The sequence below is a fragment of the Achromobacter sp. 1011791174 genome, from assembly GCF_059760925.1.
Map to the genome: position 1 here is coordinate 41514 of NZ_JCBANH010000008.1, position 23182 is coordinate 64695.

Consider the following 23182-nt stretch of genomic DNA (forward strand, 5'->3'; position numbering starts at 1 on the left):
CGCGACGCGATCAGCGGCCGCCGCCCTTGGCCGCGATGACTTCCTGCATCACCTGGCGCGGCGCCTCGGCGTAGTGCTTGAACTCCATGGTGTAGGTCGCCCGTCCCTGCGTCAACGAACGCAGGGACGTGGAGTAGCCGAACATCTCGGCCAGCGGCACCTCGGCCCGCACCAGCTTGCCGCCGCCACCCGCGATGTCCTCCATGCCCTGCACCATGCCCCGGCGCGAGGACAGGTCGCCCATGACGTTGCCGGTGAAGTCCTCCGGCGTTTCCACCTCGACCTGCATCATCGGCTCCAGCAGCACCGGATCGGCGCGCCGCATGCCTTCCTTGAACGCCATGGACGCAGCCATGCGGAAGGCGTTTTCGTTCGAATCCACATCGTGGTACGAACCGAAGAAAAGCGTCGCCTTCACGTCCACCACCGGGTAGCCCGCCAGCACGCCGGCGTTGAGCGATTCGCGGATGCCCTTGTCCACGGCTGGGATGAACTCGCGCGGCACCACGCCGCCCTTGATCGCGTCGACGAACTCGTAGCCCTTGCCCGGCTCCTGCGGCTCCAGCTTCAGCACCACATGGCCATACTGGCCACGACCGCCCGACTGCTTGACGAACTTGCCTTCGACCTCGTCGCAGGTCTTGCGGATGGTCTCGCGGTAGGCCACCTGCGGCTTGCCCACGGTCGCCTCCACGCCGAACTCGCGCTTCATCCGGTCCACCAGGATCTCCAGGTGCAGCTCGCCCATGCCGGAGATGATCGTCTGCCCCGACTCTTCATCGGTGCGCACGCGGAACGACGGATCCTCCTGCGCCAGCCGGCCCAGCGCGATGCCCATCTTTTCCTGGTCGGCCTTGGTCTTGGGCTCCACCGCCTGCGAGATCACGGGTTCGGGGAACACCATGCGTTCCAGGATGATGACGTGCGCCGGGTCGCTGAGCGTATCGCCGGTGGTGACGTCCTTCACCCCCACCGCCGCCGCGATGTCGCCGGCATAGACTTCGGTGATCTCGCGCCGCTCGTTGGCGTGCATCTGCAGGATGCGGCCCAGCCGCTCCTTCTTTTCCTTGCCGGGGATGTAGACGGAATCGCCCGACTTCACCACGCCGGAATACGCGCGGAAGAACACCAGCTGGCCGACGAAGGGGTCGGTCATGATCTTGAAGGCCAGGGCCGAGAACGGTTCCTTGTCGGTCGGATGGCGTTCGATCTCGCGGTCGCGCTCGTCGTGGCCCTTGATCGCCGGCACGTCCACCGGCGACGGCAGGTAGTCGATCACCGCGTCCAGCATGGCCTGCACGCCCTTGTTCTTGAAGGCGCTGCCGCACAGCATCGGCACGATCTCGTTGGCCACGGTGCGGGCGCGCAGGCCCTGCTTGATTTCCTCTTCGCTCAGCGCCTCGCCGGACAGGTATTTCTCGAGCAGCGTCTCATTGGCCTCGGCCGCCTTCTCGACCATCTTCTCGCGCCAGGCTTCGGCCTCGGCCTGCATGTTCGCCGGAATGTCCCGATACTCGAAGCGCACGCCCTGGCTGGCATCATCCCAGATGATGGCCTTCATCTTGACCAGATCGATCACGCCCTCGAAATGATCCTCGGCGCCCACCGGCAGCTGGATCGGCACGGCGTCGCCTTTCAGGCGCTCGACGATCTGGCGCTGCACGCGCAGGAAGTCCGCGCCCACGCGGTCCATCTTGTTGACGAAGGCCAGGCGCGGCACCTTGTACTTGTTGGCCTGGCGCCAGACCGTCTCGGACTGCGGTTGCACGCCGCCGACGGAGTCGTACACCATGACGGCGCCGTCCAGCACGCGCATGGAGCGTTCGACCTCGATGGTGAAATCCACGTGCCCCGGCGTGTCGATGATGTTGATGCGGTGCTCGGGATAGTTGCCGGCCATGCCCTTCCAGAACGCGGTGGTGGCGGCCGAGGTGATGGTGATGCCGCGTTCCTGTTCCTGTTCCATCCAGTCCATCACGGCGGCGCCGTCGTGCACCTCGCCGATCTTGTGAGTGATGCCTGTGTAGAAGAGGATGCGCTCGGTGGTGGTCGTCTTGCCCGCGTCGATATGGGCGCTGATGCCGATATTGCGGTAAAGCTCGATGCGCGTCTTGCGAGTCATGGCCTCTTCCCTTGCTGTGTGCAGATGGGCGAAGACGGCAAGCCCGACCGGGCGTTGCCGCGGCGGGCGCGAGGCCGCGGCCAGATGCGTTGCGTACCGCGCGCCCGCACTTGCATCGCCAATATTACGCGCGGCGCGTCAGGCTGCAAGAGGGAAAGCAAAGGGAGCGCTGCACGGGGTGGACGAAACGCGCGGCCAAGCAAAAGCCCCTCCAGGAGGAGGGGCTTGATGCCCGCAGGGGCGGCGCACTGACGGACGGCTGAAGCCGCCCGCGCGCTTACTTCTTGTCTTCCTTGACGCGGTACACCAGCACGGCGGTGCTGGCCAGCGACAGCACCTTGGCCGTGACGCTGCCCAGCAGCAGACGCGACAGGCCGCTGCGGCCATGGCTGCCGATGAAGATCAGGTCGCAGCCCTGGTCTGCGGCGGCCTGGACGATGCCGTCTGCCACGTTGAAGTTGGACACGGCGCGCGACTCGGACTTCACGCCGGCGGTGTCGGCGCGATCGGTGATCTGCTTCAGGTACTTATCGGCCTGCTCGGCCGAGGCCTTTTCGTAGTCTTCGTCGGTGATGGCATAGGCGGCCGCCATGCCGTCAAAGCCGATGGTGGCCGCGAAGGGCTGGGTCACGTACAGGGCAACGACTTCGGCGCCCACGGAGCGCGCGAACGAAATACCCGCATTGGCGGCCTGCGCGGACAGCGGCGAACCGTCGGTGGGAATCAGGATCTTCTTGAACATCTTGCCTGCTCCTGGTTTGAGGACAGTCTCCATGCTACCGGAAAAACCCGCCAGATTCGCATCAAGCGAACCTGGCGCCCTTGACGCCGATCAAGCCAGTTGCTGGGCGGCGGCGAAAAGATTGGTGCACCGGGTGCCCGTGCGGCAGTAGGCCAGCACCGGACCGGGCAAGGTGCGCAGCAGCTCGGCGAAGCGCTGCACATCGGCGATCGTCATGGCGCTGCCAACGACTGGCTGGTATTCGATCCGCAGGCCGGCGGCCTGGGCGGCCTTGGACACGTCCGCGGCGGTCGGCTGGTCGGGACCGCCCTCGAAATCCGGACGGTTGATGATGACGCTCTTGTAGCCGGCGGCGGCCACATCGGCCATGTCGTCGGGGCCCAGTTGCGGCGCGACGGCGAAGTTCTCGGTAAGGGGCTTGATCGGTGCGGACATGGCGGTTCCTTCAGGTGGAGTGCTGCCCATTATTATTGCAGGAGAGGCCGGGCATGAAGAGCTTTTCCAGTTTCGCCCAGATGTCATTGTGGTCCACCATCGTGACGGAAAAACGCACCATGGAGGACGGCGCCTGCGACGGCGAGAACAGCGTGCCCGGCGCCAGCAGCAGGCCCTGGTCGGCCGCCTCGCGCGCCAGCACCTCGCTGTCGCGTCCGCAGTCTGCCCACACGAACATGCCGGCATGCGGTTCGCGCGGCACGGTCAGGCCCAGCGCCGTCAGCCCTTTCACGCAGCGCCGGCGGGCCTCGTCGACCCGGGCGCGAACGCGCTCGGCGTGACGGCGGTACTGGCCCTCCATCAGCACCCGGTGGATGACCCGCTCGCCCAGCTCCGGCGATGTCAGTCCGGCCAGCATCTTCAGGTCCGCCAACTTCTGCAGGATGTCGGGGTGCGCCGCCACGTAGCCCACCCGCAGGCTGGCGGCCAGCATCTTGGAATAGCCGCTCACCAGGATCACGCGCCGCAGCCGGTCCAGCACGGCCAGCTTCATGGCGCCGCCCGGATGCAGATCGCCATAGGTGTCGTCCTCGACCACCAGGAAATCATGGCGCTCGGCGATGCGCAGGATGTCGTAGGCGATGCCGGCCGACAGCGTATGGCCCGTGGGATTGTGGACCGCGCTGTTGATGATGAAGAGCTTGGGCTTGTGCTCGGCGGCCAGCTGATCCAGCAGCGCCGTGTCCGGACCGTCCGGCCCGCGCGGCACGCCGATCAGCCGGGCGCCAAACGCCGCCAGCCGGCCGAAAATCAGGAACCAGGCGGGATCCTCGACCAGCACCGTATCGCCGGGCTTGACCAGGTGCCGCGCGATCAGGTCCAGCGCGTGCGTGACACCATTGGTGGTCAGCAGATTGCGCTCGGGATGGGCGGGCACGCCCTCGCCCTGCAGCGATGCGGCGATCTGCTGGCGCAGCGGCAGAAAACCCTGCGGGTGGCCGTAGGACACGAGCTGGCCGCGCACCGACCGGCCCACCGCGCGCACGGCGCCCGCCACCATTTCGGGATCCAGCCAGTCCGGCGGCAACAGGCCGGCGCCGCCCGGCATGCCGTGGACGGAGGTTTCGCGGAACATGCTGCGCAGCAGCCAGGCCACGTCCACCCTGGCCGGCGCGGCCAGGGTATGGGCAGGCGCGGGCGCGACGGCGGCCAGGGGGCCGCTGCGGGCGCGCACGAAAAAACCCGCTCCGCGCCGCGACTGCACCAGCCCGCGAGCGACCAACCGGTCGTATGCTTCCACCACGGTGAAACGACTGACGCCGGATTGCTCGGCCATCTTGCGGATGGACGGCAGGCGGGTGCCGGGGCGCAGGCCCTGTTCGTCGATGCGGCGGGCCAGGCCCTCGGCCAACTGCGCCACCAGCGTGGCGTCGGCCTGGCGCACGGGCTGCCAGGGCAGGGTTGAAGACGTGGCGGGAGCGACTGTCATGGGATTATCACCAGGCCAGTTGATAAAGTGAGTTGCCAAAGTGTACCGGTACTGTACCGATAACTATGCGTAGAGTGACAGCAATGCCGCCGACCCGCAAGTGCGCGCCCGGCGGCCCGCCCCAACACGCAGACAGTTCCGTAAGCGGATGCCGGGCACCCATAAGGACCGCAACATGAGTTTGATCCCCGCCAGCTGGGCCGACGTGCCCCTCACCTCCCTGTCGCTGCTCGGCCCGCTGGCCCTGTTCGCGCTGGTCAGTTCGATCACGCCCGGACCGAACAACGTGATGCTGGCCACGTCCGGGCTGAATTTCGGCTTCCGCCGCACCATTCCGCACCTGCTCGGCGTGAGCATCGGCTTCACGCTGATGGTGTTCCTGGTCGGTGTCGGCCTGGGCTCGGTGTTCCAGCAGGTCCCTGCGCTGTACACCGTTCTGAAGTACGCCGGCGCGGCCTATCTGCTGTACCTGGCCTGGAAGATCGCCAATGCCGGCGAGATGAAGGACGGCGTCAGCCGCGCCAGGCCCATGACCTTCCTGCAGGCCGCCGCGTTCCAGTGGGTCAATCCCAAGGCCTGGGTCATGGCGGTGGGCATTATCGCGACCTACACGCCGCAGGCCAGCTTCTTCGCCAATCTGGTCATCGCCACCGTGGTCTGCGGACTGGTCAACCTGCCCAGCGTCGGCGTCTGGGTCACCTTCGGCACCGCGTTGCGCCGCGTCTTGCACAAGCCCGCCGCGATCCGCGCCTTCAACGTCGGCATGGCGCTGCTGCTGGTGGCCTCGCTGTATCCGGTGGCGCTGGACCTGCTGCGCTGAAACCGGTCAATGGGCCAGCATGCCGGCCACCACGGCCGGCGTGACCAGCACGTTGAACAGGCCAGCCATCACCATCACCAGGCCCGCGACCGCGCCCTCCTCGGCCGCCAGCTCGCGGGCCTTCGCGGTTCCCGCGCCATGCGCGCCCATGCCGAACAAGGCGCCGCGCGCCAGCGAGGAACGCAGCGGCAGCCAGCCGCGTACCAGTTGCCCGATCGCCGCGCCGGCCACGCCGGTCACGATCACGAACACGGCAGTCAGATCCGGCACCCCGCCCACATGCGATGACACCGTCATCGCGAACGGCGTGGCGACCGAGCGCGGCAGCAGGCTCAGTCGCAGGTCCGCCGGCAGGTCCAGCATGCTGCCCAGCAGCCAGGCGCTGACGCCGGCGATTAGGCTGCCCACGGCCACCCCCGCGGTCAGCACTGGCCAGTAGCGGCGGATCAACGCGCGCTGCTGGTACAGCGGCAGGGCGAAGGCCACGATCACCGGACCGAGCATGGCGGTGAGCCAATGCGATCCCGCCATGTATTCCCGATATCCCGTATGCAGCGCCAAGGCCAATGCCAGCAGCAGCGCCGGCGCCAGCACCAGCGCCGACGTCCACCAGCGCGCATGGCGCCGGTACGACAGGCGCGCGCAGACATAGGCCAGCACCGTCGCCGCCGGCCAGAACACCAGATGGAATTCAGGACGCATGACGGTTCATCCAGCGGTGGCACAGCTCGATGGTGATCGCCGTGCCCGCCATGACCAGGGCGGTGCCCAACACGATCACCAGCAACAGCTTCAGGCCCAGCAGGCCGATGAATTCGCGGTGATCCAGCAGCGACATCACCGCCGGCACGAAGAACAGCAGCATCTCGCCCAGCAGCAGGCTGGCGCCGCGCTGCAGGTTGCTGGCGCGTAGCAGACGCGACGCCAGCAAGGCCAGCACCAGGCCCAGGCCGATGACGCCGCCGGGCAACGGCAGACCGGACCAGCCGGCCAGCGCCTGACCGAGCAGGGAAAACAGAATCAAGAGCCCGATTTGCAGCAGACGGCTGCGGCGCAGGGCGATGCGCGCGTATAGAAGGCGACGGGACAAGAACATATGAGGATTCCTACGGCCCTTCTGTTTTACGCCTGCGGGGAGCATAGATAAAATGAATTCGATGAATTCTTCGAATTCCAATCAGGAATAAGCATGGAATTGCGCCCCTTGCGCGCGCTGGTCGAGGTCGTCCGCCAGGGCGGCTTTTCCCAGGCCGCCAAGACCATTCACGCCACGCAACCCACGGTCAGCAAGGCGATCAAGCAGCTGGAAGACGAGCTTGGCATGCCGTTGCTGGACCGCCAGGTCTACCCGCCCCGGCTGACCGAGGCCGGCGAAATCGTCTATCGACGCGCCTTGTCGATGTTGGCGGAACGCGACGATCTGCGCGCCGAACTGGATGCGCTGCGCGGCCTGCAGCGCGGCGTGCTGCGCCTGGGCCTGCCCCGGCTGGGCAGCAGCTCGCTGTTCGCGCCCTTGTTCGCGCGCTTTCGCAGCCGTTATCCGCGCATCGAAATCAGCCTGGTGGAACACGGCAGCCGGCGGCTTGAAGAGATGGTGATGGCGGGCGAGATCGAGCTGGCCGCCACGCTGCGTCCGGTGCCCGACAACTTCGACTGGCAGCCGGTGGCGCGCGAACCGCTGATCGCGCTTATGCCGGCGGATCATCCGCGCGCCGGCGCGGCCGCAGTCGGCCTCGTCGAACTGCGCGACACGCCCTTCATTCTGTTCGAGACGGGTTTCGCGTTGAACCGCATCATCCAGGATGCCTGCCAGCGCGCGGGCTTCACGCCCACCGTCGCGGCGCGCAGCGGGCAGACCGACTTCATCGTCGCCCTGGTCGCCGCCGGCCTGGGCGTGGCCTTCCTGCCGCGCATCAAGGCCGACGAGGAAACCCACGCCGGCGTCAGCCGCGTGCCGTTGCGCGATCCCGGCACCGATTGGGAAATGGTGCAGGCCTGGCGGCGCGGCGGCTATCTTTCACACGCGGCGCAAGCCTGGCTGGCGCTGACGCGCGATCCACGTCCAACCACGACATAGGCAAGTACATTTGGACACCAGGCGCGCGCCGAGCCCGCGCGCGCCCGGGGTATGCTCTAGCCGCCCTTCCGGCGCCCTGGGGGAAGCACCCGTCGCGCCCAACCGTCGTACCGAACATGCCCGCCCAGTCCCGTTCCGCCCTCCGCCGCCTGATCGGCGCCGCCGTGCTTGCCGCCGCCAGCGTCGTCGGCTGCACCCAGCTCGACGCCTGGCAACGGCAGAGAATCTTCGCGCCCGAACCCCAGCCCCAGACCTGGTGGCGCGAGCCCGCCGCCGGCACCGAAGTCTTCGACCTGGATGTCGGCGGCGGCGAACGCGTGCGCGCCTGGTACTGGCAAAGTCCGCGCGCCGACGCGCCCACGGTGCTGTATCTGCATGGCGCGCGATGGAATCTGAATGGCGCCGCCTTCCGAATCGAGGGCTGGACCCGCATGGGCTATTCGGTGCTGGCGATCGACTATCGCGGCTTCGGCGCGTCCACGCCGCGCCTGCCGTCCGAGGCCACCGCGCAGCAGGACGCCGTCGCCGGCCTGCGGGAGCTGGCCCGGCGCCAGCCCGACCCGTCGCGCCGCTTCATCTACGGCCACAGCCTGGGCGGCGCCATCGCCATCGACCTCGCGTCCCGCCCCAACCAGCCGCCGTTCGCCGGTCTGATCGTCGAGTCCAGCTTCACCAGCATCGGCGCGATGCTGGCCACGATGAAATGGGGCAAGCTGCCCGGCGCCAGCTTGCTGATCACGCAGCCCTTCGATTCGATCGAGAAGGTGGCGCTGATGCGCACGCCCATGCTGTTCATGCATGGCACCGCCGACCGCGTGGTGCCGCACACCATGAGCGATCAACTGTACGAGGCGGCCCACAACGTCACGCCCGGCTTGAAGCGGCTGGTCAAGATCGAAGGCGCCTCGCACTCCGGCGCGTTCCGCAGCGGCGCGCAATACGAAACGGCGGTGGGCGCCTTCATGCGCGACGCCTCGCGGGCCTACGGTCGCAAGCAAGGCTAGAGGCGCAAGACGACTGCGCACACCCCGCCAGCAGCGCGCGGACGCCGGATACGCCGCCGGGAAACCTGGTTGCTCCGGTTTATCGGGGCGTGACCGCGGCTGCCTCGCAGGCGCCGCCGCGACGGCGTTCCAGCCAGCGGATCACCCGTGAACGGGACTTGTCGTAGGCCAAGTTGTAGAAAAACGCGTAGGGCAGATAGAACAGCACCAGCGCGATATCCAGCACGAAAGCCTGCCACAGGCTGATGTTCAACCACCACGCGGCCAGCGGAATCACGATCAGGATCAGGCCCAGCTCGAAGCCGAAGGCATGAATGACGCGCAGCCGCAGGTTGCGCGTCAGGCCATAACGGTTTTCCAGGCGGTCGAAACCGGCGTTGTAGATCATGTTCCAGACCAAAGCGATCCAGGCGATCACAGCGGTCAGCACACCCATTTCGAACAGCGATTTGCCCATGGCCCATGCGGCGACGGGCGCGCACAGGCCGATGGCCAGGATTTCGAACAGGAAAGCGTGCAGGAAGCGTTCTTTGAGGGTTTTCTTGGCTTGCGTCATGGACCCACCTGAGGTCGTTCATTTCATCAACGGAGCAGATTGTCCACGACTATTCCGGTACCATAAAGATAGTTTCCATCGGAAAAACCGATAACACCGCAATCTCCCATCATGCGCCACTCCCTGGAATCACTGGCGGCCTTTGCTCTGGTCGCCGCCGAAGGCTCGTTCTCCGCCGCCGCCCGCAAGCTGGGCAAGAGCCAGTCCACCATCAGCGAAACCATCGCCAATCTGGAGGTGGACCTGAATGTGTCCCTGTTCGACCGCCGCCAGCGGCAGCCGTCGCTGACCGAAGCCGGCCAGGCCCTGCTGGCGCAGGCGCAGCAGGTGCTGGCGGCCAATGACCGGCTCAACCGCTGCGCCAGCCAGTTGTCCGAGGGACAGGAGCCCCGCCTGACCGTGGTGCTGTCCGACACCTTCCAGTCCGAAACCTTCGCCGCCATGCTGCGCCAGATCGACCTGCGCTATCCCACGCTGCGGTTCGAATGCCTGATCGCGGAGTACGAAGACGTGGTGGCCCTGGTGCAGCAGGGCCGCGCGCACCTGGGCCTGATGGCCGCACAGGACAGCTATCCGCCGGATGTGGGCTATTCGGCGCTGAAGGAAAAGTCGGAGCTGGTGCTGTGCGTGGGCCGTGGCCACCCGCTGGCCGCCCTGCCACACGTGACCAGCGAGCAGCTGCGCGCGGAACGCGAATTGCGGCTCAGCACCTACGAACTGGACAACAAGGACGATTGCCCGGCGCAATCGACCTGGTCGGCGCCGGGTTATCTGATGCTGTGCGAAATGGCCAGCCAGGGGTATGGCTGGACCGAGCTGCCGCGCTGGATGGTGCAGCGCTACGGCGCCGATCAGCTGGTGGAACTGCCCGTGCCGGGCTGGCCTCGGCACACCCGGGTGGACGCCGTCTGGTCCATGCGGCGCGCGCTGGGTTCCGCCGGCGCCTGGCTGTTGCAGAGCCTGATCGAGGCGTGACGCGCGGGATCAGTGCCGGGCAGCGTCCAGGCGCGCGATGCGCACGCCGTTGGTGCGCAGCCATTCGCCCATCTTCGGGCAGGCCAGCACTTCGTACTCCGCGCGGCGCTGGCGCGACATGGCGCAATCGCCGCTGCTGTCCTTGGCGGGGTGGCACATCAGCAGGTCGCCGTCGCAGGCATTGACAAGCCAGTTCTGCAGCAGGTCCGCGTAATGCCGCTTGCCGCCCTCGAATCCATAGACGCCCAGCATGCGCCGGTTGGTGCGCAGGCCATCCCTGGCGGCGTCCCGTCCCAGCGCGGCCGCGCCCAGCGCGCCGATCACATGGGCCTTGAACGTTTCCTTGAGTGGAATGCCGCTGAGCATGCCCGGCGCGGTCTGCCGAAGCCAGGGCATGCGCCCGCCGTAGCGGCGCTTGAGCAGCGCCAGCAGACGCTGACGAACGACCGGCAACTGATGCACGTGCTGGTGGCCGTCGACATAGTCGGGCATGCGCCCGAACGCGGCCTCGAAGGCGTCGAACTGGCGCTCAAGCTGCGCATCGACCCAGGCGGCGTCCAGCCGTCCGGCATAGGCGCGCATGATCAGGCGGGACAGGGACGGCATGGCCTGCGCGCCGTCCGACAGCGCTTCGGTCAGATTCAGGTGCAGCCCGAGATCGATGTCGAGCTTGGCCAGCCGCGCGGCGTTCGCCAGGAACGTCGGCCCCAGCGTCAGGCAGCTGACCGCGCTCATACGCCCCAGCCCGGCCAATGAGATCATGGCTTCATCGATGTCGGCGTTCATGCCAAAATCATCGCCGCACACAATCACGTGCTTGATCAAGAACTCACCCCGTACTTCCATATCTGCACGCCCCGCATGCGCGCTTTGTTCAAACAACTGGTTTTTTTTGTCGCCGTCGGATGCGCTGCCGCCGCCACGCACTGGGCGGTGGCCGTGGGCTGCGTCGAACTCGCCGCCGCGGCGCCGCTGGTCGCCAACCTGGTCGGCTGGCTGGTCGCATTCGCGGTGTCCTTCATTGGACACTACCGGCTTACGTTCCGCCATAGTCGCATACCCTGGACGATAGCCATCCGACGTTTCTTCCTCGTGTCGGCCGCGGGCTTTCTGGTCAACGAGAGCGCCTATGCCTGGCTGCTGCACGCCACGGCGGTCCGCTATGACGTGCTGCTCGCCTTGATCCTGATCGGACTGGCCGTGCTGACCTTCGTGGTCAGCCGGCTTTGGGCGTTCCGCCACAAACCCGCTGCCTGAGCGCCGGCCCCGCCTCGACCTTCCAGATCAGGAATTTGATGCTGCTCGCCGCCGGCGTCAGGCCTTGCAGCGCCGGATAGTCCGTTCCGTCCGAGCTGGTGCCCCACACCCAGTAGCGGGCGCCATCCGGCGCGGCACACAGTCTGGCGTTGAACTCCTCATTGCTGATCAACACCTGCTTGCCCACGGCGGGATCGAACTTGGCGGCGTCATACAACTCCTTGCGCCAGTTGTCACGCGTGGCAATTTCGGGATTGAGCCAGTCATCCACCACCCAGGACGGCTTGATCGCGCGCATGTAGAGCGCCAGGTCGAAGGGATAGGCATGCAGGGACACGAAGGTATCGTCCGCCTGAAGCTGCGGCCGGATCACCTTGGCCAGGGGCTCCGCGCTGCCCCGGGCGTTGTGTCCGGCGATACCCACCGCCAGCACGCAGATGAAGGCGCCGGCGCCGGCGCTGATGCGCACCAACTTGGGCGTGATCGTGTCGTGCTCGTTGCGCCAGGGCGGCCACCACCACCTCGGCCAGCAGGAAAGCCAGCGGCGGCAGCGTCGGCAGCACATAGCCCACCAGCTTGGACGCCGGCAGCGAGAAGAAAGCCAGGATGACCACGGCCCAGATGGCCGCCAGCAATCGCAGCTCGCGCGTCGGCCCGGTCCAGAACGTCTTGCGCAGGATCCCGCCGCCCCACAGGGACCAGGGCAGCGCCAGGCCGACGATCACCGGCAGGTAGAACCAGAACGGCTGGGCGTTGTTGAACCCGGTCGCGGCGAAGCGCTGGAAGTGCTGGTAGACGAAGAAATAATCGTAAAAGCCCGAGAAACGCGTCTGCATCAGCCAGAACCACGGCACCGCGACCGCCGCGAACAGCAGCAGCGCGGGCGGCCAGACCAACGCCTTCAGGCCGCGCCAGCGCTTGCCGGCCACCAGCCAGATGAACAGGACGGCGCCAGGCAGCACCAGCCCGATCAAGCCCTTGGCGAGCACGGCCAGGCCGGCCAGCGCCGCGGCGACCAGCGACATGACGCGATAGGCCTGACCCCGCTCGGCCCGCAGCGCGGTCTCGGCCGCGGCCAGCACGCACAGCGAGATCATGCCGGCCACCAGCATGTCCAGGTTGGCGAACTGCGCGCCGCCGTAGAAGAACGGCATGCAGGCCAGGATCAGCGTGGTCATGGTCGCGGTGGCGCGGTCGCGATGGCGCAGCACGAAGAAATACAGCGCGATCGACGTGCCCCAGGCGGCCATCCAGGACGGCAGTCGGGCCAGCCACGGATGCGGCCCGAACAGCGCGAAGAAGAATTCAGACAGCCAGTAGTACAGCGGCGGCTTGTGGAAATAGGGCATGCCGTCCAGCAAGGGCACCCCATGCGAACCGGCGCGCAGCATGTCCCAGGCCACGCCCGCGTAGCGCCCTTCGTCGGGCAGCGTCAACGGCCGGTACCAGATCAGAGCGGCCAGCCATGCGCCAATGGCAAGCAAGAACCATCCTGCCGGCGGCGTCCATTCGGAGCGGGCCGGCTGTTGCATGATCTTGGCCATCAGTTCGTCGCCTCGTCGCTGGAGGCGGGACGCCCCTGCCTGCGGCGCACGACATAGAGCGGCCGCCCTTTGACCTCATCGAAAATGCGGGCGACATATTCGCCCACCACTCCCAGGGAGATCAGGTTGATGCCGGCGAAGAACAGCACGGCGGTGACGATGGTGGTCCAGCCGGAGACCGGGTTGCCCAGCAACAGATATTCCCCCACCAGATACGCGGCGTAGCACAGGCCCACCAGGGCCATGACCACGCCGGCCAGGCTGACCATGCGCAGCGGCCAGGTCGTGAATGCAGTCAGGCCGTCCAGGGCCAGGCGGAACAGCCGCAGCCCGCTGAAACGGCTATTGCCGTGCAGGCGCTCGTCCGGCGTGTAAGGCAGGGCTTCGCCCTTGAATCCGACCCAGGCATACAGGCCCTTCATGAAACGGGTACGTTCAGGCAAGGCGTTGAGCGCGTCCACCACGCTGCGGTCCATCAAGCGGAAATCGCCGGCGTGCGCGGGCACGTCGACCCCGCGCGCGCCGCTCAGCAGCTTGTAGAACCAGCGCGCGCCCGCGCGCTTGGCCCAGGACTCGTCGGCGCGGGTCTCGCGCACGGCGTAGACCATCTCGGCGCCGGCGGCCCAGCGGGCCAGCATCTGCTCGATCAGCGCAGGCGGATGTTGCAGATCGGCGTCCAGGGAAATCACGGCATCGCCGGTGGCCGATTCCAGGCCCGCGCTCAGCGCCGCCTCCTTGCCGAAATTGCGCGACAGCTGCACGTAGCGGAAGCCTGGGTGCTCGGTCCATTCCTGCATCAGCGCCTCGGTGCCATCGGTGCTGCCGTCATCGGCGACGATGATCTCCCAGCTGGTGCACAGGGCCGACAGCCGGTTGCGCAGCAGGGGCAGCAGGATGCGCAGGTTCTCGCTCTCATTCAGGCAGGGGATGACACAGCTCACCCTGGCTTCATAGGGTACCGACGCGGCCGGCGCGGACCGGGCGGTCCCGAGCGGAAATGCGTTGGGCAGTATTTGCGGCGGCATGGAAGCGGACCGGAATTGGGTATGCATGGCTCTCTGTCGTGGCACGTAATACGGGGCACTGTGGCGGGCAGTATGAGCAGAGCCTCGTTGAATTTTCATGAAATGCCGCCGAGCGCCAGACTGCGGCAATTCACGTGTGAGCCAGTCTAGGGATCGCGGCGCCGCAATGAATAAACTCGCGTTCAGTTCCCGTGAAACTGTGTCCCCAATTTGTAAAGGCGCGTAAAAGCGGCCTTTCCCCGCCCCCGGTAAAATGCGCGGAAGTCTTTGTTTTCACAGGTTGTTATGCATTACCAAGTCCGCCCGATGCGGCCCGGCGACGTGGACGGCATTCTTGCCGTGCAGGCCCTGGCCTACCCTGGTTTCCTGCTGGAAAGCGCCGGATTCTTCCTGAACCGGCTCGCGCTCGCGCCCCGACACTGCTGGATCGCCGACGGCGCGGAATCCGGCACGCTCGGCTACTTGATCTCGTATCCCTGGGACGCGGGCCTTCCGCCCGTGCTGGACGTCGAGCTTGACGCCCTGCCCGACGGCGCCGACCACTGGTTCCTGCATGACTGCGCGGTGTCGCCGGCGGCCCAAGGCTTGGGCGTGGGCCAGGCGCTGTTGCGACAGGCGGCCGGCCAGGCCGCCTCGCAGGGCCTGTTGCGCGCCAGCCTGGTGTCGCTACAGGGCGCGGTGAGCTACTGGCGCCGCCACGGCTACGCGCCCGTGGATGCCGACGCCGCCGGACTGGCCGAAAAGCTGGCCGGATACGGACCAAACGCCAGTTACATGGCACGCGCCTTCCCGTTCTGAATCCGGGGGCCCCGCCCCCCCTCCTGGCAGGCGCGCCGCCTGCCCGCGCCCGTACGCCGCCAGCGGCCACGACATGGCCGCCCTACCTACTACTATTAAGATAGGACGCAGCTTTGCGATACGGCGGCGACGGTTCCGACAGCCTGAATTTGCTGCGCCCTGACAGGGCGCGAAGGATTCCATGATTTCTCTCACGCCCGTCCAATCCCTGCTGGCCTGCTGCCTGGTGCTCGTCATCGGCCGCGTCCTGACTTCCCGCATCGGCGTGCTGGCGCGCTACAGCATCCCCGACCCCATCGTCGGCGGCCTGCTGTTCGCCATCGCCGCCTACCTGCTATCGAACTGGGGCGACGTGAGCGTCTCGCTGGACACCAGCATCCGGCCCACGCTGCTGCTGCTGTTCTTCGGCTGCATCGGCTTGACCGCCAACCTCAAGCTCCTCGCCAAGGGAGGCCCGCGACTGATCGCCTTCCTGCTGGCCCTGATCCCATTCCTGGTGCTCCAGAACGCGGTGGGACTGGGCATGGCCTGGCTGCTGGACATGCACCCGCTCATGGGCTTGCTGGGCGGCACCATCACGCTGGTCGGCGGGCACGGCACCGGCGCGGCCTACGCCACGCGCTTCGCCGACTTCAACAACATCCAGGACGTGATGGCGCTGGCCATGACGTCCGCCACGCTGGGCCTGGTGCTGGGAGGCGTGGTCGGCGGCCCGGTCGCGGAATGGCTCATGCGCCGCCACAAGCTGGCCGGCAGCCTGGACCATGCCGCCGCCAGCCATGACGCGCCGGATCTGAGCGAGGATCAAGCGCCGTCCACGTCCGGCTCGTTCATCGTGTCGCTGACCGCGGCCTTCATCTGCCTGGCGCTGGGCGGCTATCTCGCCACGCTGGTCGAGAATGCCCCGGTCAGCCTGCCCAACTTCCTGTGGTGCCTGGCCACCGGCGTGCTCATCCGCAACGGCGGCGCGCGCCTGGGCTTGAAGCTGGATGACCGCGCCACGGAAATCATCGGCACCGTCGCGCTGTCGCTGTTCCTGGGCATGACCATGATGACGCTGGACCTGTCCAGCGTCGCCCGGCTGGCCGGGCCGCTGGCGCTGATGCTGGCGGTGCAGACGCTGTTCTGCGCGCTGTACGCCTCCCTGGTCATGTTCCGCGCGCTCAAGCGCGACTATGAAGCCAGCATCATGTCGGCCGCCTTCTGCGGCTTCGCGCTGGGCGCGACGGCGACCGCCATCGCCAACATGCAGGCGCTGACGCGCCGCCACGGCCCCGCGCCCGAAGCCTTCATCGTGGTGCCGGTGACCGGCGCCTTCCTGGTGGACATCCTCAACGTGATCGTGCTGACTTCGCTGATCTCGCTGCCCTTCGTGGGAGGGATGTAAGCATGCTCAAGCGCATCGCCTTCATCGCCCTTTGCCTGACGCTGGCCGCCTGCGGCCGCGCCCCCGATGCCGACGCATTGCGCGCCGACGTCGAGCGCGGCCTGACCGCCACCTACGGCGCGGACCAATTCAAGATCGCCGACCTCAAGCGGCGCGGCTCGGCCGCGGACAGCACCGCGCCAGCCGGAGAAACCCGGCGCGTGGTCTATTACGACGTGGAGCTGCGGCTGGACCGCGACGTCACGCTCGGCGCCTGGGACAAGCCCGGCGCCGCCTCGCTGGTGACGTTGCTGGGCGCGGGCCCGCGCAGCATCAGCGGCGTCAAGTCCAGCGGCAACCAGGCCGGCGACCGCATCATCGCGCACGCCAGCGCGATCTACCGCAAGGACGGCGACGCCTGGACCCTGGTCACACCGGCCGGTTTCAAGGCCGCCGAAGCGCCCACGCTGGACAGCGGCACGCCGCCCACCGTCACGCGCCAGTTGCTGGACACGCTGGACCAGATCACGCACTCGGTGGCCTACAGCGCCTCCAGCACCGCGCAACATGTCGTGCAGCAGGAGCTGGAACGCTCGGTGTCACGCATCAACGGCCGCCTGAGCCGGCTGCAGCACGGCTATCCGCTGGCCGGCGGGCCTGACCGAGGCGAGTACGTGGCCTTTGCCCGTGCCCTTGCCGGCGCCAGCCGCTCGCAACAGATCCGGATCACCCCGCTCATCACCGGCGGCGGCGCGGAAAACATCGCGCTGCTGCGCGCCGGCGACGTAACCGTGGCGCTGGCCCAGGCCGACACCGCCCGCCTGGCCTACGAAGGCAAGGGCCCCTTCGCTGATCAGGCGCCGTTCTCGTCGCTGCGCGCGCTAGGCAGCCTGTATCCGGAAATGGTGCATATCGTGGTGCGCCGGGACGCCGGGCTGCGCAACGTGCGCGACCTCAAAGGCAAGCGCATCGCGCTCGGTCCGCAAGGCTCGGCCGTGCGCGCGACGCTGGAACGCGTGCTGGCCGCGCACGGCATGCAGGCCGGCCGCGACTATATGGTGATCGACACGCCTTTCAGCGCCTCGCTGCCGGCGCTGAATGCCGGCGACCTCGACGCCGCAGCCCAGGTGATCGGCGTGCCGGCCACGCCGCTGCGCGACGCCCTGGCCCAGGCCAAGCTCCAGCTGCTGCCGCTCGATCCCGCCGCCATCAAGGCGCTGAGCGCCGGCGAGGACGGCGTGCTGATGCCGATCGACATCGCCGCCGGCACCTATCCGGACCAACCCGACGCGGTGGCGACGGTCGGCACGGCCGCCTTGCTGCTGACCACGTCCGAACTGACCCGCGACGAGGCGCTGAGCATCGTGCGCACCGTGTACCAGACCGGCCAGGACCTGCTGGCCGGCGGCTCGCCCCAGGGCGCGCAGGTCGGCGTGGCGACCGCCCGGCGCGGCCTGAGCGTGCCGCTGCACGATGGCGCGGAAGAAGGCCTCAGCGCCCTGGAAAACCCCAAAACGCCAGCGCGGCCCTAGGCGGCCTGCGTATATGATGGCGCTCCCTCACAGGAAATCGCGATGAACAAATTCGATCTGCAAAAGAACCAGGCCCTGAAATTGGCCGGCCAGCTCAAGCAATCCGGCACGCCGGACCGTTTCGGCACGGCCTCCCAGCTGCCCGACCGGCGCGAACAACGCAAGCTGGACCAGGCCGCCGGCCTGGTGCCCTTCCCGCTCAAGCTGTCCCAAGCCCATGCCGACCAGATCCGCGCCATGGCCGTGGCGCGCGGCGTCTCCACCAACGAGATCGTGGCCGAACTGCTGCAGAAAGCGCTGGACGCCTGAGCATGCACATCTGGGTCGATGCCGACGCCTGCCCGGTGGTGGTCAAGGACATCCTGTTCCGCGCCGCCCAGCGCGCGGGCCTGCCCTTGACCCTGGTGGCCAACCAGCCGCTGCGCACGCCGCCCTCGCCCCTGATCCGCGCGGTCCAGGTGCCGCGCGGCTTCGACGTCGCCGACGCCCACATCACGCAGCACGCCGAGGCCGGCGATCTGGTCATCACGGCCGATATCCCGCTGGCGGCCGACGTGCTGGCCAAGGGCGCGATGGCGCTCAGCCCGCGCGGCGAACGTTACGACGCGGGCACGATCCGCGAACGGCTGGCGATGCGCGACATGATGGAAGAACTGCGTTCCAGCGGCGTGGACATCGGCGGCCCGCCGGCCCTCAGCCAGGCGGATCGCCGCGCCTTCGCCAGCCAGCTCGACGCCATCCTGGCGCGCGCCGCCCGCGCGGCCGCGAAATCCGGCGCTTGATTCACGCCCGCGCGTACCGCGCGCAGGCTGCGCCAGGGCGTCCTCGCCCGTCAATTGAACGTGATGTAGGCCTTGTAGATGATGGTGCCCAGCGCGGTCACCAGGCCGATGCCCATCAGCCCCATGCCGATGTTGCGGTCGCGCAGACCGAAACCCAGCAGCATGAGCGCCACGCCCGCCACGATGATGATCAACATGGTGTTGGTGTCGGGGTGCATGGCGTTCTCCTGTTTTCGTGTCCGGTCCGCGGCTGCGGACCGGCGCCGCCTCAACGCGCCGCCAGGCCGAGGCTGCCGGCCCGGCTGGCGGCCCGCCGGACCGCGCTTTCATCATAGGCAGGCGCGGGCCGTGGCAACGACAAGCTCGGGAACGATGATTGAGGTAGATCAAGAATGCCTGCCGTCGCTCGGCAGCCAGGCTGCATACGCGGCCCGCAATCGCGCGATGTCCTGATGCGAAGAATCGGAAACCGCGCGCTGCGCAATCGGCGATCCGCGCCAGGCGGCGCAAAGAAAAAAGCCAACCCGCGAAGGTTGGCTTTTTTTGATCCCGCTGAGCGAACCAACTGGCTGATGCCAGGTTTTTCGCTTCGGGATGCCAGGCGCCGCAAGCGGCATCTGGTGAAATTGGTGGGTGGTACAAGTTTCGAACTTGTGACCCCTGCCGTGTGAAGGCAGTGCTCTACCACTGAGCTAACCACCCCGAAAGAGGCGAAATATTAGCACGTTTTTTTCTGCGTGCGCAAGTCAGTCGCCAATTAATTTGTTTGCGGCGCGGATTCAGCCCGCCGCCGGTTCCATCTTGCGCCACAGGCACTCGCCGCCCACGGACTTGTCCAGCGCGGCCAGATACCCTTCGTGCTCGGACAGCTCGGCGGCATCCGCGCGCAGCACCGGCAGCCCGGACGCATCGAACTTGGTCAGCACCACGCCCGCGCCGCCGGCCGAGGCGTCTTCCTCGACGTCGATCAGCAACGCGTCCTGGCCGCGCGTCATGGCCAGCCAGACCTCGGCCAGCAACTGCGCGTCCAGCAAGGCGCCGTGCAGCGTGCGGTGCGCGTTGGAGATGCCAAAGCGGTCGCACAACGCGTCCAGCGAGTTGCGCTTGCCTGGGAACAGCGAGCGCGCGTGCAGCAGCGAATCGGTGACGGTCTCGCAATAGTCGGTGATCGGCTTGCGGCCGGTCTTGGCCAGTTCGGCGTTGAAGAACTTCACGTCGAACGCGGCATTGTGCGCGATCAGCTCGGCGCCGGCGATGAACTTCACGAACTCGTCGGCCACGTCGGCGAAGCGCGGCTTGTCCGACAGGAATTCGGTGGTCAGGCCGTGCACCGCCAGGGCCTCGGGATCGCTTTCGCGGTCCGGGTTCAGGTAGATGTGCAGGTTGTTGCCGGTGGACATCCGGTTGACCAGTTCCACGCAGCCGATTTCGACGATGCGATGGCCCTGCGCGGGGTCCAGTCCGGTGGTTTCCGAGTCAAAGATGATCTGGCGCATATGTGTAAAGCTATTCCGACGCTGGGGCCGACGCCGCGGACGCGGGAGCGGCCGGCGGCTGTGCCGGGGCTTGCGGTTGCGTGCCGCCGACATGGCCGGGTTTCTGCCGCGCGGTGGCGATCAAGGTATAGGCCACCGGCACGACGAACAAGGTCAATAGTGTACCCAGCATCAGCCCGCCCACCAGGACCCAGCCGATCTGCTGGCGCGATTCGGCGCCGGCGCCATGCGACAGGGCCAGCGGCACGGTGCCCAGCACCATGGCGCCCGTGGTCATCAGGATGGGACGCAGGCGCAGCACGCTGGCCTCGGTCACGGCCTCGAACAGTTCCCTGCCCTCGTCGCGCAGCTGATTGGTGAATTCGACGATCAGGATGCCGTGCTTGGTGATCAGGCCCACCAGCGTGATGAGCCCGATCTGGCTGTAGATCGACAGCGTGCCGCCGCTCAGCCACAGCGCCAGCAACGCGCCGGTCATGGACAGCGGCACCGACAGCATGATGATGAAGGGATTGCGCCAGCTTTCGAATTGCGCCGCCAGCACCAGGTAGATGAAGGCCAGCGCCATGGCGAACACCAGGTAAATGCTGCCCGAGGAATCGCGGAACTCGCGCGACTGGCCGTCCAGGTCGGTGACCACCGTGGTCGGCAGCACCTCGCGCGCCACCTGGTGCATGTGCGTCAACACCTCGCCCAGCGCGTAGCCCGGCGCCACCGCGCCGTCGATCTTCACGGCGCGCAGGCGGTTGAAGTGGTTCAGCGACTGCGGCGACACGCCTTCGTGCACGCCCAGCAGATTGTCGAGCTGCACCATGCTGCCGTCGCGCGCCCGCACGTAAATGCCGGAGATGTCCGTGGGATTGGCGCGGTCGCGCGGCGTCACCTGCACGATCACGTCGTACTGCTCGCCCTCGTCCTTGTAGCGCGTCACCTGGCGTCCGCCGAGCATCGATTCCAGCGTCCGGCCGACCGTGGCCACGTTGGCGCCCACGTCGGCCATCTTGTCTCGGTCCACCCGCACCCGCAGCTCGGGCGTGTTCAGGCGCAGGTCGGTGTCCAGGTTCATCAGGCCCGGATACTTGCGCAGCTCCGTCAGGAACACCTCGGTCAGGCGCGCCAGCTCGGCATACGAGGCCTGGCTCATGATAATGAACTCGACCGGCTTGGAGCGGGCCGACTGGCCCAGCGACGGCGGATTGGTCGGGAAGGCGCGCACGCCAGGCAGCGAGGCGAACTTCGGCTGCAATTCCTGGGTGATGGCCTGCTGCTTGCGGTTGCGTTCTTCCCAGGGCTTGAGCCGCAGGATGGCCGTGCCGTCGGTGACCGTGGGAAAGCCCACCGTGACCTGGCTGCCGCTGGCCTCGCCGATGTCGGCGTAGAACTGCTCGATGCCCAGCATGCTCTCCAGCGTGTAGTTCAGCGTGGCGCCCTCGGGCGCGCTGACGATGCCGAACACCACGCCACGGTCCTCGATCGGCGCCAGCTCGCTCTTGACCACCTTGAACAGCACGCCGCTCGCGGCCGCCACCGCCACGCCCACCGCGACCACCGCCCAGCGGTGCCGCAACGACACGCCCAGCGCCTTGCGGTAGCCCTTGCCCAGGGCGTCGAGCCAGCCTTCGATCAGGTTGTACCAGCGGCTATGGCTGCTCTGGTGCCGCAACAGCACCGAGCACATCATCGGCGTGAGCGTGAGGGCGACGAAGCCCGACACCAGCACCGCGCCGGCCAGGGCCAGCGCGAACTCGATGAACAGCCGGCCGGTCCGGCCGGTGGCGAAGGCCAGCGGCGCGTACACCGTCACCAGCGTCAGCGTCATCGCGACCACGGCGAAGCCGATCTCGCGCGAACCCTGCAGCGCGGCCTGCTTGCGCGGCATGCCGTCCTCGATGTGACGGAAGATGTTCTCCAGCACCACGATGGCGTCGTCCACCACCAGGCCGATGGCCAGCACCATGGCCAGCAGCGTCAATGTGTTGATCGAAAAGCCGAACAGATACATCAGCGCGCAGGCGCCCACCAGCGACACCGGAATGGTGACGATGGGGATGATGCTGGCGCGCAGGTTGCGCAGGAAGAAGAAGATCACCAGCACCACCAGGATGATGGCTTCGACGATGGTGCGGAACACCGAATCGATGGAGCGCTCGATGAATACCGACGAGTCATAGGCGATGTTCAGCTTCATGCCGGGCGGCAGGTTCAGGTTCAGCCGTTCGACTTCCTCGCGCGCAGCCTTGGACAGCTCCAGCGGATTGGCGGTGGACTGCCGGGTGATGCCGATGTTGATGGCCGGCTTGCCGTTGAAGCGCGACAGCACGCGGTCATTGGCCGCTCCGATCTCGATCCTGGCCACGTCGCGCAGCCGCACCGGATAGCCCTTGACGTTGGCGACGATCACATTCTCGAACTGCTTGGTCGTCTGCAGGTCGGTGGACGACACCACCGAGAACTCGCGCGCCCGCGACTCGATGCGGCCGGCCGGGATCTCGACGTTCTGGCTGCGCAGCGAGGCCTCGACGTCCTGCACCGTCAGCCCGTAGGCCGCCAGCTTGTCTCGGTCCACATAGATGCGCATGGACGGCAGCCGCTCGCCGAACACGCGCACCTCGGCCGCGCCGGGCAGCACCGACAGGCGGGTCTTGATGTAGCGGTTGATGTAATCGGAGGTCTGGATGGCGGACAGCGAACCCGATTCGACGGCGATGTAGATGATGGGCTGGGAATCGGCCTCGACCTTGCCGATGATGGGCTCGTCGATCTCGTCGGGCAGGAAGCGCCGCGCGCGCGAGACCTTGTCCCGCACCTCGGCCGCCGCCGCGTCCGGATCGCGCTTCAGGTTGAACTTGATATTGATCAGGCTGCGCTCGGAGCGGCTGCGCGAGGTCATCACGTCCACGCCTTCGATGCCGGCCAGCTGGTCTTCCAGCGGCTTGGTCACCTGGGACTCGATCACCTCGGGCGAGGCGCCCTTGTAGGTGGTATCCACCGACACAATGGGCTCGTCGATCTTGGGGTACTCGCGCACCGTGAGGCGGGAGTACGAGATCAGGCCGATCAGCACGATGATCAGCGACAGGACCGATGCGAACACCGGCCGCTGGATGCAGGTTTCGGAAATGCGCATGGCGGACCGCCTTGAAGAATGGCTGGGATCGGCGC

Annotated in this window: 22 protein-coding genes, 1 tRNA gene and 1 pseudogene; 10 read left to right on the forward strand and 14 right to left on the reverse strand. The window is 67.3% G+C overall.

The genetic code is table 11. The features are described 5' to 3' along the window. Window positions 1-10: 10 nt before the first annotated feature. The 4 genes from fusA to AC6LJ5_RS04785 all read right to left on the reverse strand — a co-directional run bounded on the left by fusA (window position 11) and on the right by AC6LJ5_RS04785 (window position 4743). The gene (gene fusA / locus AC6LJ5_RS04770) at window positions 11-2122 is read right to left on the reverse strand and encodes an elongation factor G (protein WP_103272442.1); all 2112 of its coding nucleotides are present in this window, start codon (window positions 2120-2122) and stop codon (window positions 11-13) included. A 277-nt stretch (window positions 2123-2399) separates the two neighbouring features. Beyond that, window positions 2400-2864 carry a universal stress protein gene (locus tag AC6LJ5_RS04775; protein ID WP_103272441.1) on the reverse strand — a complete coding sequence of 155 codons (465 nt, stop codon included), beginning with the start codon at window positions 2862-2864 and terminating at the stop codon, window positions 2400-2402. Between the two features lie 90 nt (window positions 2865-2954). After that, complete coding sequence (locus AC6LJ5_RS04780; RefSeq protein WP_103272440.1) at window positions 2955-3299, reverse strand: protein tyrosine phosphatase family protein; 345 nt, start codon at window positions 3297-3299, stop codon at window positions 2955-2957. 10 nt (window positions 3300-3309) lie between these two features. Next, window positions 3310-4743, reverse strand: a complete 1434-nt coding sequence (locus AC6LJ5_RS04785; RefSeq protein ID WP_498139959.1) for an aminotransferase-like domain-containing protein — start codon at window positions 4741-4743, stop codon at window positions 3310-3312. A gap of 220 nt (window positions 4744-4963) precedes the next feature. Here AC6LJ5_RS04785 and AC6LJ5_RS04790 point away from each other — a divergent pair, with 220 nt between their 5' ends. Continuing rightward, entirely contained in the window at window positions 4964-5608 is a 645-nt protein-coding gene (locus AC6LJ5_RS04790; protein ID WP_103276311.1) for a LysE family translocator, read from the forward strand. Between the two features lie 6 nt (window positions 5609-5614). Here AC6LJ5_RS04790 and AC6LJ5_RS04795 read toward each other — a convergent pair whose 3' ends face one another. Together AC6LJ5_RS04795 and AC6LJ5_RS04800 are read right to left on the reverse strand one after the other, a co-directional pair. Continuing rightward, entirely contained in the window at window positions 5615-6310 is a 696-nt protein-coding gene (locus AC6LJ5_RS04795) for an LrgB family protein (RefSeq protein WP_498139931.1), read from the reverse strand. Continuing rightward, window positions 6300-6704 carry a CidA/LrgA family protein gene (locus AC6LJ5_RS04800; RefSeq protein ID WP_103272437.1) on the reverse strand — a complete coding sequence of 135 codons (405 nt, stop codon included), beginning with the start codon at window positions 6702-6704 and terminating at the stop codon, window positions 6300-6302. The genes AC6LJ5_RS04795 and AC6LJ5_RS04800 overlap by 11 nt, the downstream gene beginning before the upstream one ends. A gap of 93 nt (window positions 6705-6797) precedes the next feature. Here AC6LJ5_RS04800 and AC6LJ5_RS04805 point away from each other — a divergent pair, with 93 nt between their 5' ends. Both AC6LJ5_RS04805 and AC6LJ5_RS04810 read left to right on the forward strand, forming a co-directional pair. Further along, on the forward strand, window positions 6798-7685 hold the full coding sequence (locus AC6LJ5_RS04805) for a LysR family transcriptional regulator (protein ID WP_498139932.1): 888 nt from the start codon (window positions 6798-6800) through the stop codon (window positions 7683-7685). A 116-nt stretch (window positions 7686-7801) separates the two neighbouring features. After that, window positions 7802-8689: an alpha/beta hydrolase gene (locus AC6LJ5_RS04810; RefSeq protein WP_392409360.1), complete on the forward strand. Its 888-nt coding sequence runs from the start codon at window positions 7802-7804 to the stop codon at window positions 8687-8689. 79 nt (window positions 8690-8768) lie between these two features. On the opposite strand, the gene AC6LJ5_RS04815 is transcribed toward AC6LJ5_RS04810, so the two are convergent. Next, a complete protein-coding gene (locus AC6LJ5_RS04815; RefSeq protein ID WP_103272434.1) occupies window positions 8769-9245 on the reverse strand; it encodes a multidrug/biocide efflux PACE transporter in 477 nt (158 codons plus the stop codon). Window positions 9246-9356: 111 nt separating this feature from the next. On the opposite strand from AC6LJ5_RS04815, the gene AC6LJ5_RS04820 reads away from it, so the two are divergent. Beyond that, entirely contained in the window at window positions 9357-10220 is an 864-nt protein-coding gene (locus tag AC6LJ5_RS04820; RefSeq protein WP_103272433.1) for a LysR family transcriptional regulator, read from the forward strand. A 9-nt stretch (window positions 10221-10229) separates the two neighbouring features. Here the strand turns inward: AC6LJ5_RS04820 and AC6LJ5_RS04825 are convergent, their stop codons facing one another. Continuing rightward, window positions 10230-11006: a ChbG/HpnK family deacetylase gene (locus AC6LJ5_RS04825; protein ID WP_392409361.1), complete on the reverse strand. Its 777-nt coding sequence runs from the start codon at window positions 11004-11006 to the stop codon at window positions 10230-10232. 75 nt (window positions 11007-11081) lie between these two features. Here AC6LJ5_RS04825 and AC6LJ5_RS04830 point away from each other — a divergent pair, with 75 nt between their 5' ends. Beyond that, window positions 11082-11477 carry a GtrA family protein gene (locus AC6LJ5_RS04830; RefSeq protein ID WP_103272432.1) on the forward strand — a complete coding sequence of 132 codons (396 nt, stop codon included), beginning with the start codon at window positions 11082-11084 and terminating at the stop codon, window positions 11475-11477. Here the strand turns inward: AC6LJ5_RS04830 and AC6LJ5_RS04835 are convergent. Both AC6LJ5_RS04835 and AC6LJ5_RS04840 read right to left on the reverse strand, forming a co-directional pair. Next, window positions 11437-13021 (reverse strand): annotated as a pseudogene (locus AC6LJ5_RS04835) (ArnT family glycosyltransferase). The gene AC6LJ5_RS04830 and the pseudogene AC6LJ5_RS04835 sit on opposite strands and share 41 nt — an antisense overlap. Continuing rightward, window positions 13021-14073, reverse strand: a complete 1053-nt coding sequence (locus AC6LJ5_RS04840; RefSeq protein WP_103272430.1) for a glycosyltransferase family 2 protein — start codon at window positions 14071-14073, stop codon at window positions 13021-13023. Before AC6LJ5_RS04840 ends, AC6LJ5_RS04835 begins: the two are co-directional and overlap by 1 nt. A gap of 279 nt (window positions 14074-14352) precedes the next feature. Between AC6LJ5_RS04840 and AC6LJ5_RS04845 the strand changes: the two genes are divergently transcribed. From AC6LJ5_RS04845 to AC6LJ5_RS04865, 5 genes are all read left to right on the forward strand, one after another. After that, complete coding sequence (locus tag AC6LJ5_RS04845) at window positions 14353-14844, forward strand: GNAT family N-acetyltransferase (RefSeq protein ID WP_392409396.1); 492 nt, start codon at window positions 14353-14355, stop codon at window positions 14842-14844. 181 nt (window positions 14845-15025) lie between these two features. Continuing rightward, window positions 15026-16231 carry a sodium/glutamate symporter gene (gltS, locus tag AC6LJ5_RS04850; protein ID WP_498139933.1) on the forward strand — a complete coding sequence of 402 codons (1206 nt, stop codon included), beginning with the start codon at window positions 15026-15028 and terminating at the stop codon, window positions 16229-16231. A 2-nt stretch (window positions 16232-16233) separates the two neighbouring features. Further along, the gene (locus AC6LJ5_RS04855; protein WP_498139934.1) at window positions 16234-17742 is read left to right on the forward strand and encodes a TAXI family TRAP transporter solute-binding subunit; all 1509 of its coding nucleotides are present in this window, start codon (window positions 16234-16236) and stop codon (window positions 17740-17742) included. A 42-nt stretch (window positions 17743-17784) separates the two neighbouring features. Next, window positions 17785-18051 carry a hypothetical protein gene (locus AC6LJ5_RS04860; protein WP_103272426.1) on the forward strand — a complete coding sequence of 89 codons (267 nt, stop codon included), beginning with the start codon at window positions 17785-17787 and terminating at the stop codon, window positions 18049-18051. Window positions 18052-18053: 2 nt separating this feature from the next. Beyond that, entirely contained in the window at window positions 18054-18524 is a 471-nt protein-coding gene (locus tag AC6LJ5_RS04865) for a YaiI/YqxD family protein (RefSeq protein ID WP_103272425.1), read from the forward strand. A gap of 50 nt (window positions 18525-18574) precedes the next feature. Here AC6LJ5_RS04865 and AC6LJ5_RS04870 read toward each other — a convergent pair whose 3' ends face one another. The 4 genes from AC6LJ5_RS04870 to AC6LJ5_RS04885 all read right to left on the reverse strand — a co-directional run bounded on the left by AC6LJ5_RS04870 (window position 18575) and on the right by AC6LJ5_RS04885 (window position 23147). Next, entirely contained in the window at window positions 18575-18742 is a 168-nt protein-coding gene (locus AC6LJ5_RS04870) for a tellurite resistance TerB family protein (RefSeq protein WP_103272424.1), read from the reverse strand. A gap of 409 nt (window positions 18743-19151) precedes the next feature. Further along, window positions 19152-19226, reverse strand: a tRNA-Val gene (locus AC6LJ5_RS04875). A gap of 77 nt (window positions 19227-19303) precedes the next feature. Further along, window positions 19304-20020, reverse strand: coding sequence for a DNA polymerase III subunit epsilon (gene dnaQ / locus AC6LJ5_RS04880; protein WP_103272423.1), 717 nt, complete (start codon window positions 20018-20020; stop codon window positions 19304-19306). Between the two features lie 10 nt (window positions 20021-20030). Next, the gene (locus AC6LJ5_RS04885; protein ID WP_498139935.1) at window positions 20031-23147 is read right to left on the reverse strand and encodes an efflux RND transporter permease subunit; all 3117 of its coding nucleotides are present in this window, start codon (window positions 23145-23147) and stop codon (window positions 20031-20033) included. Window positions 23148-23182 lie beyond the last annotated feature (35 nt).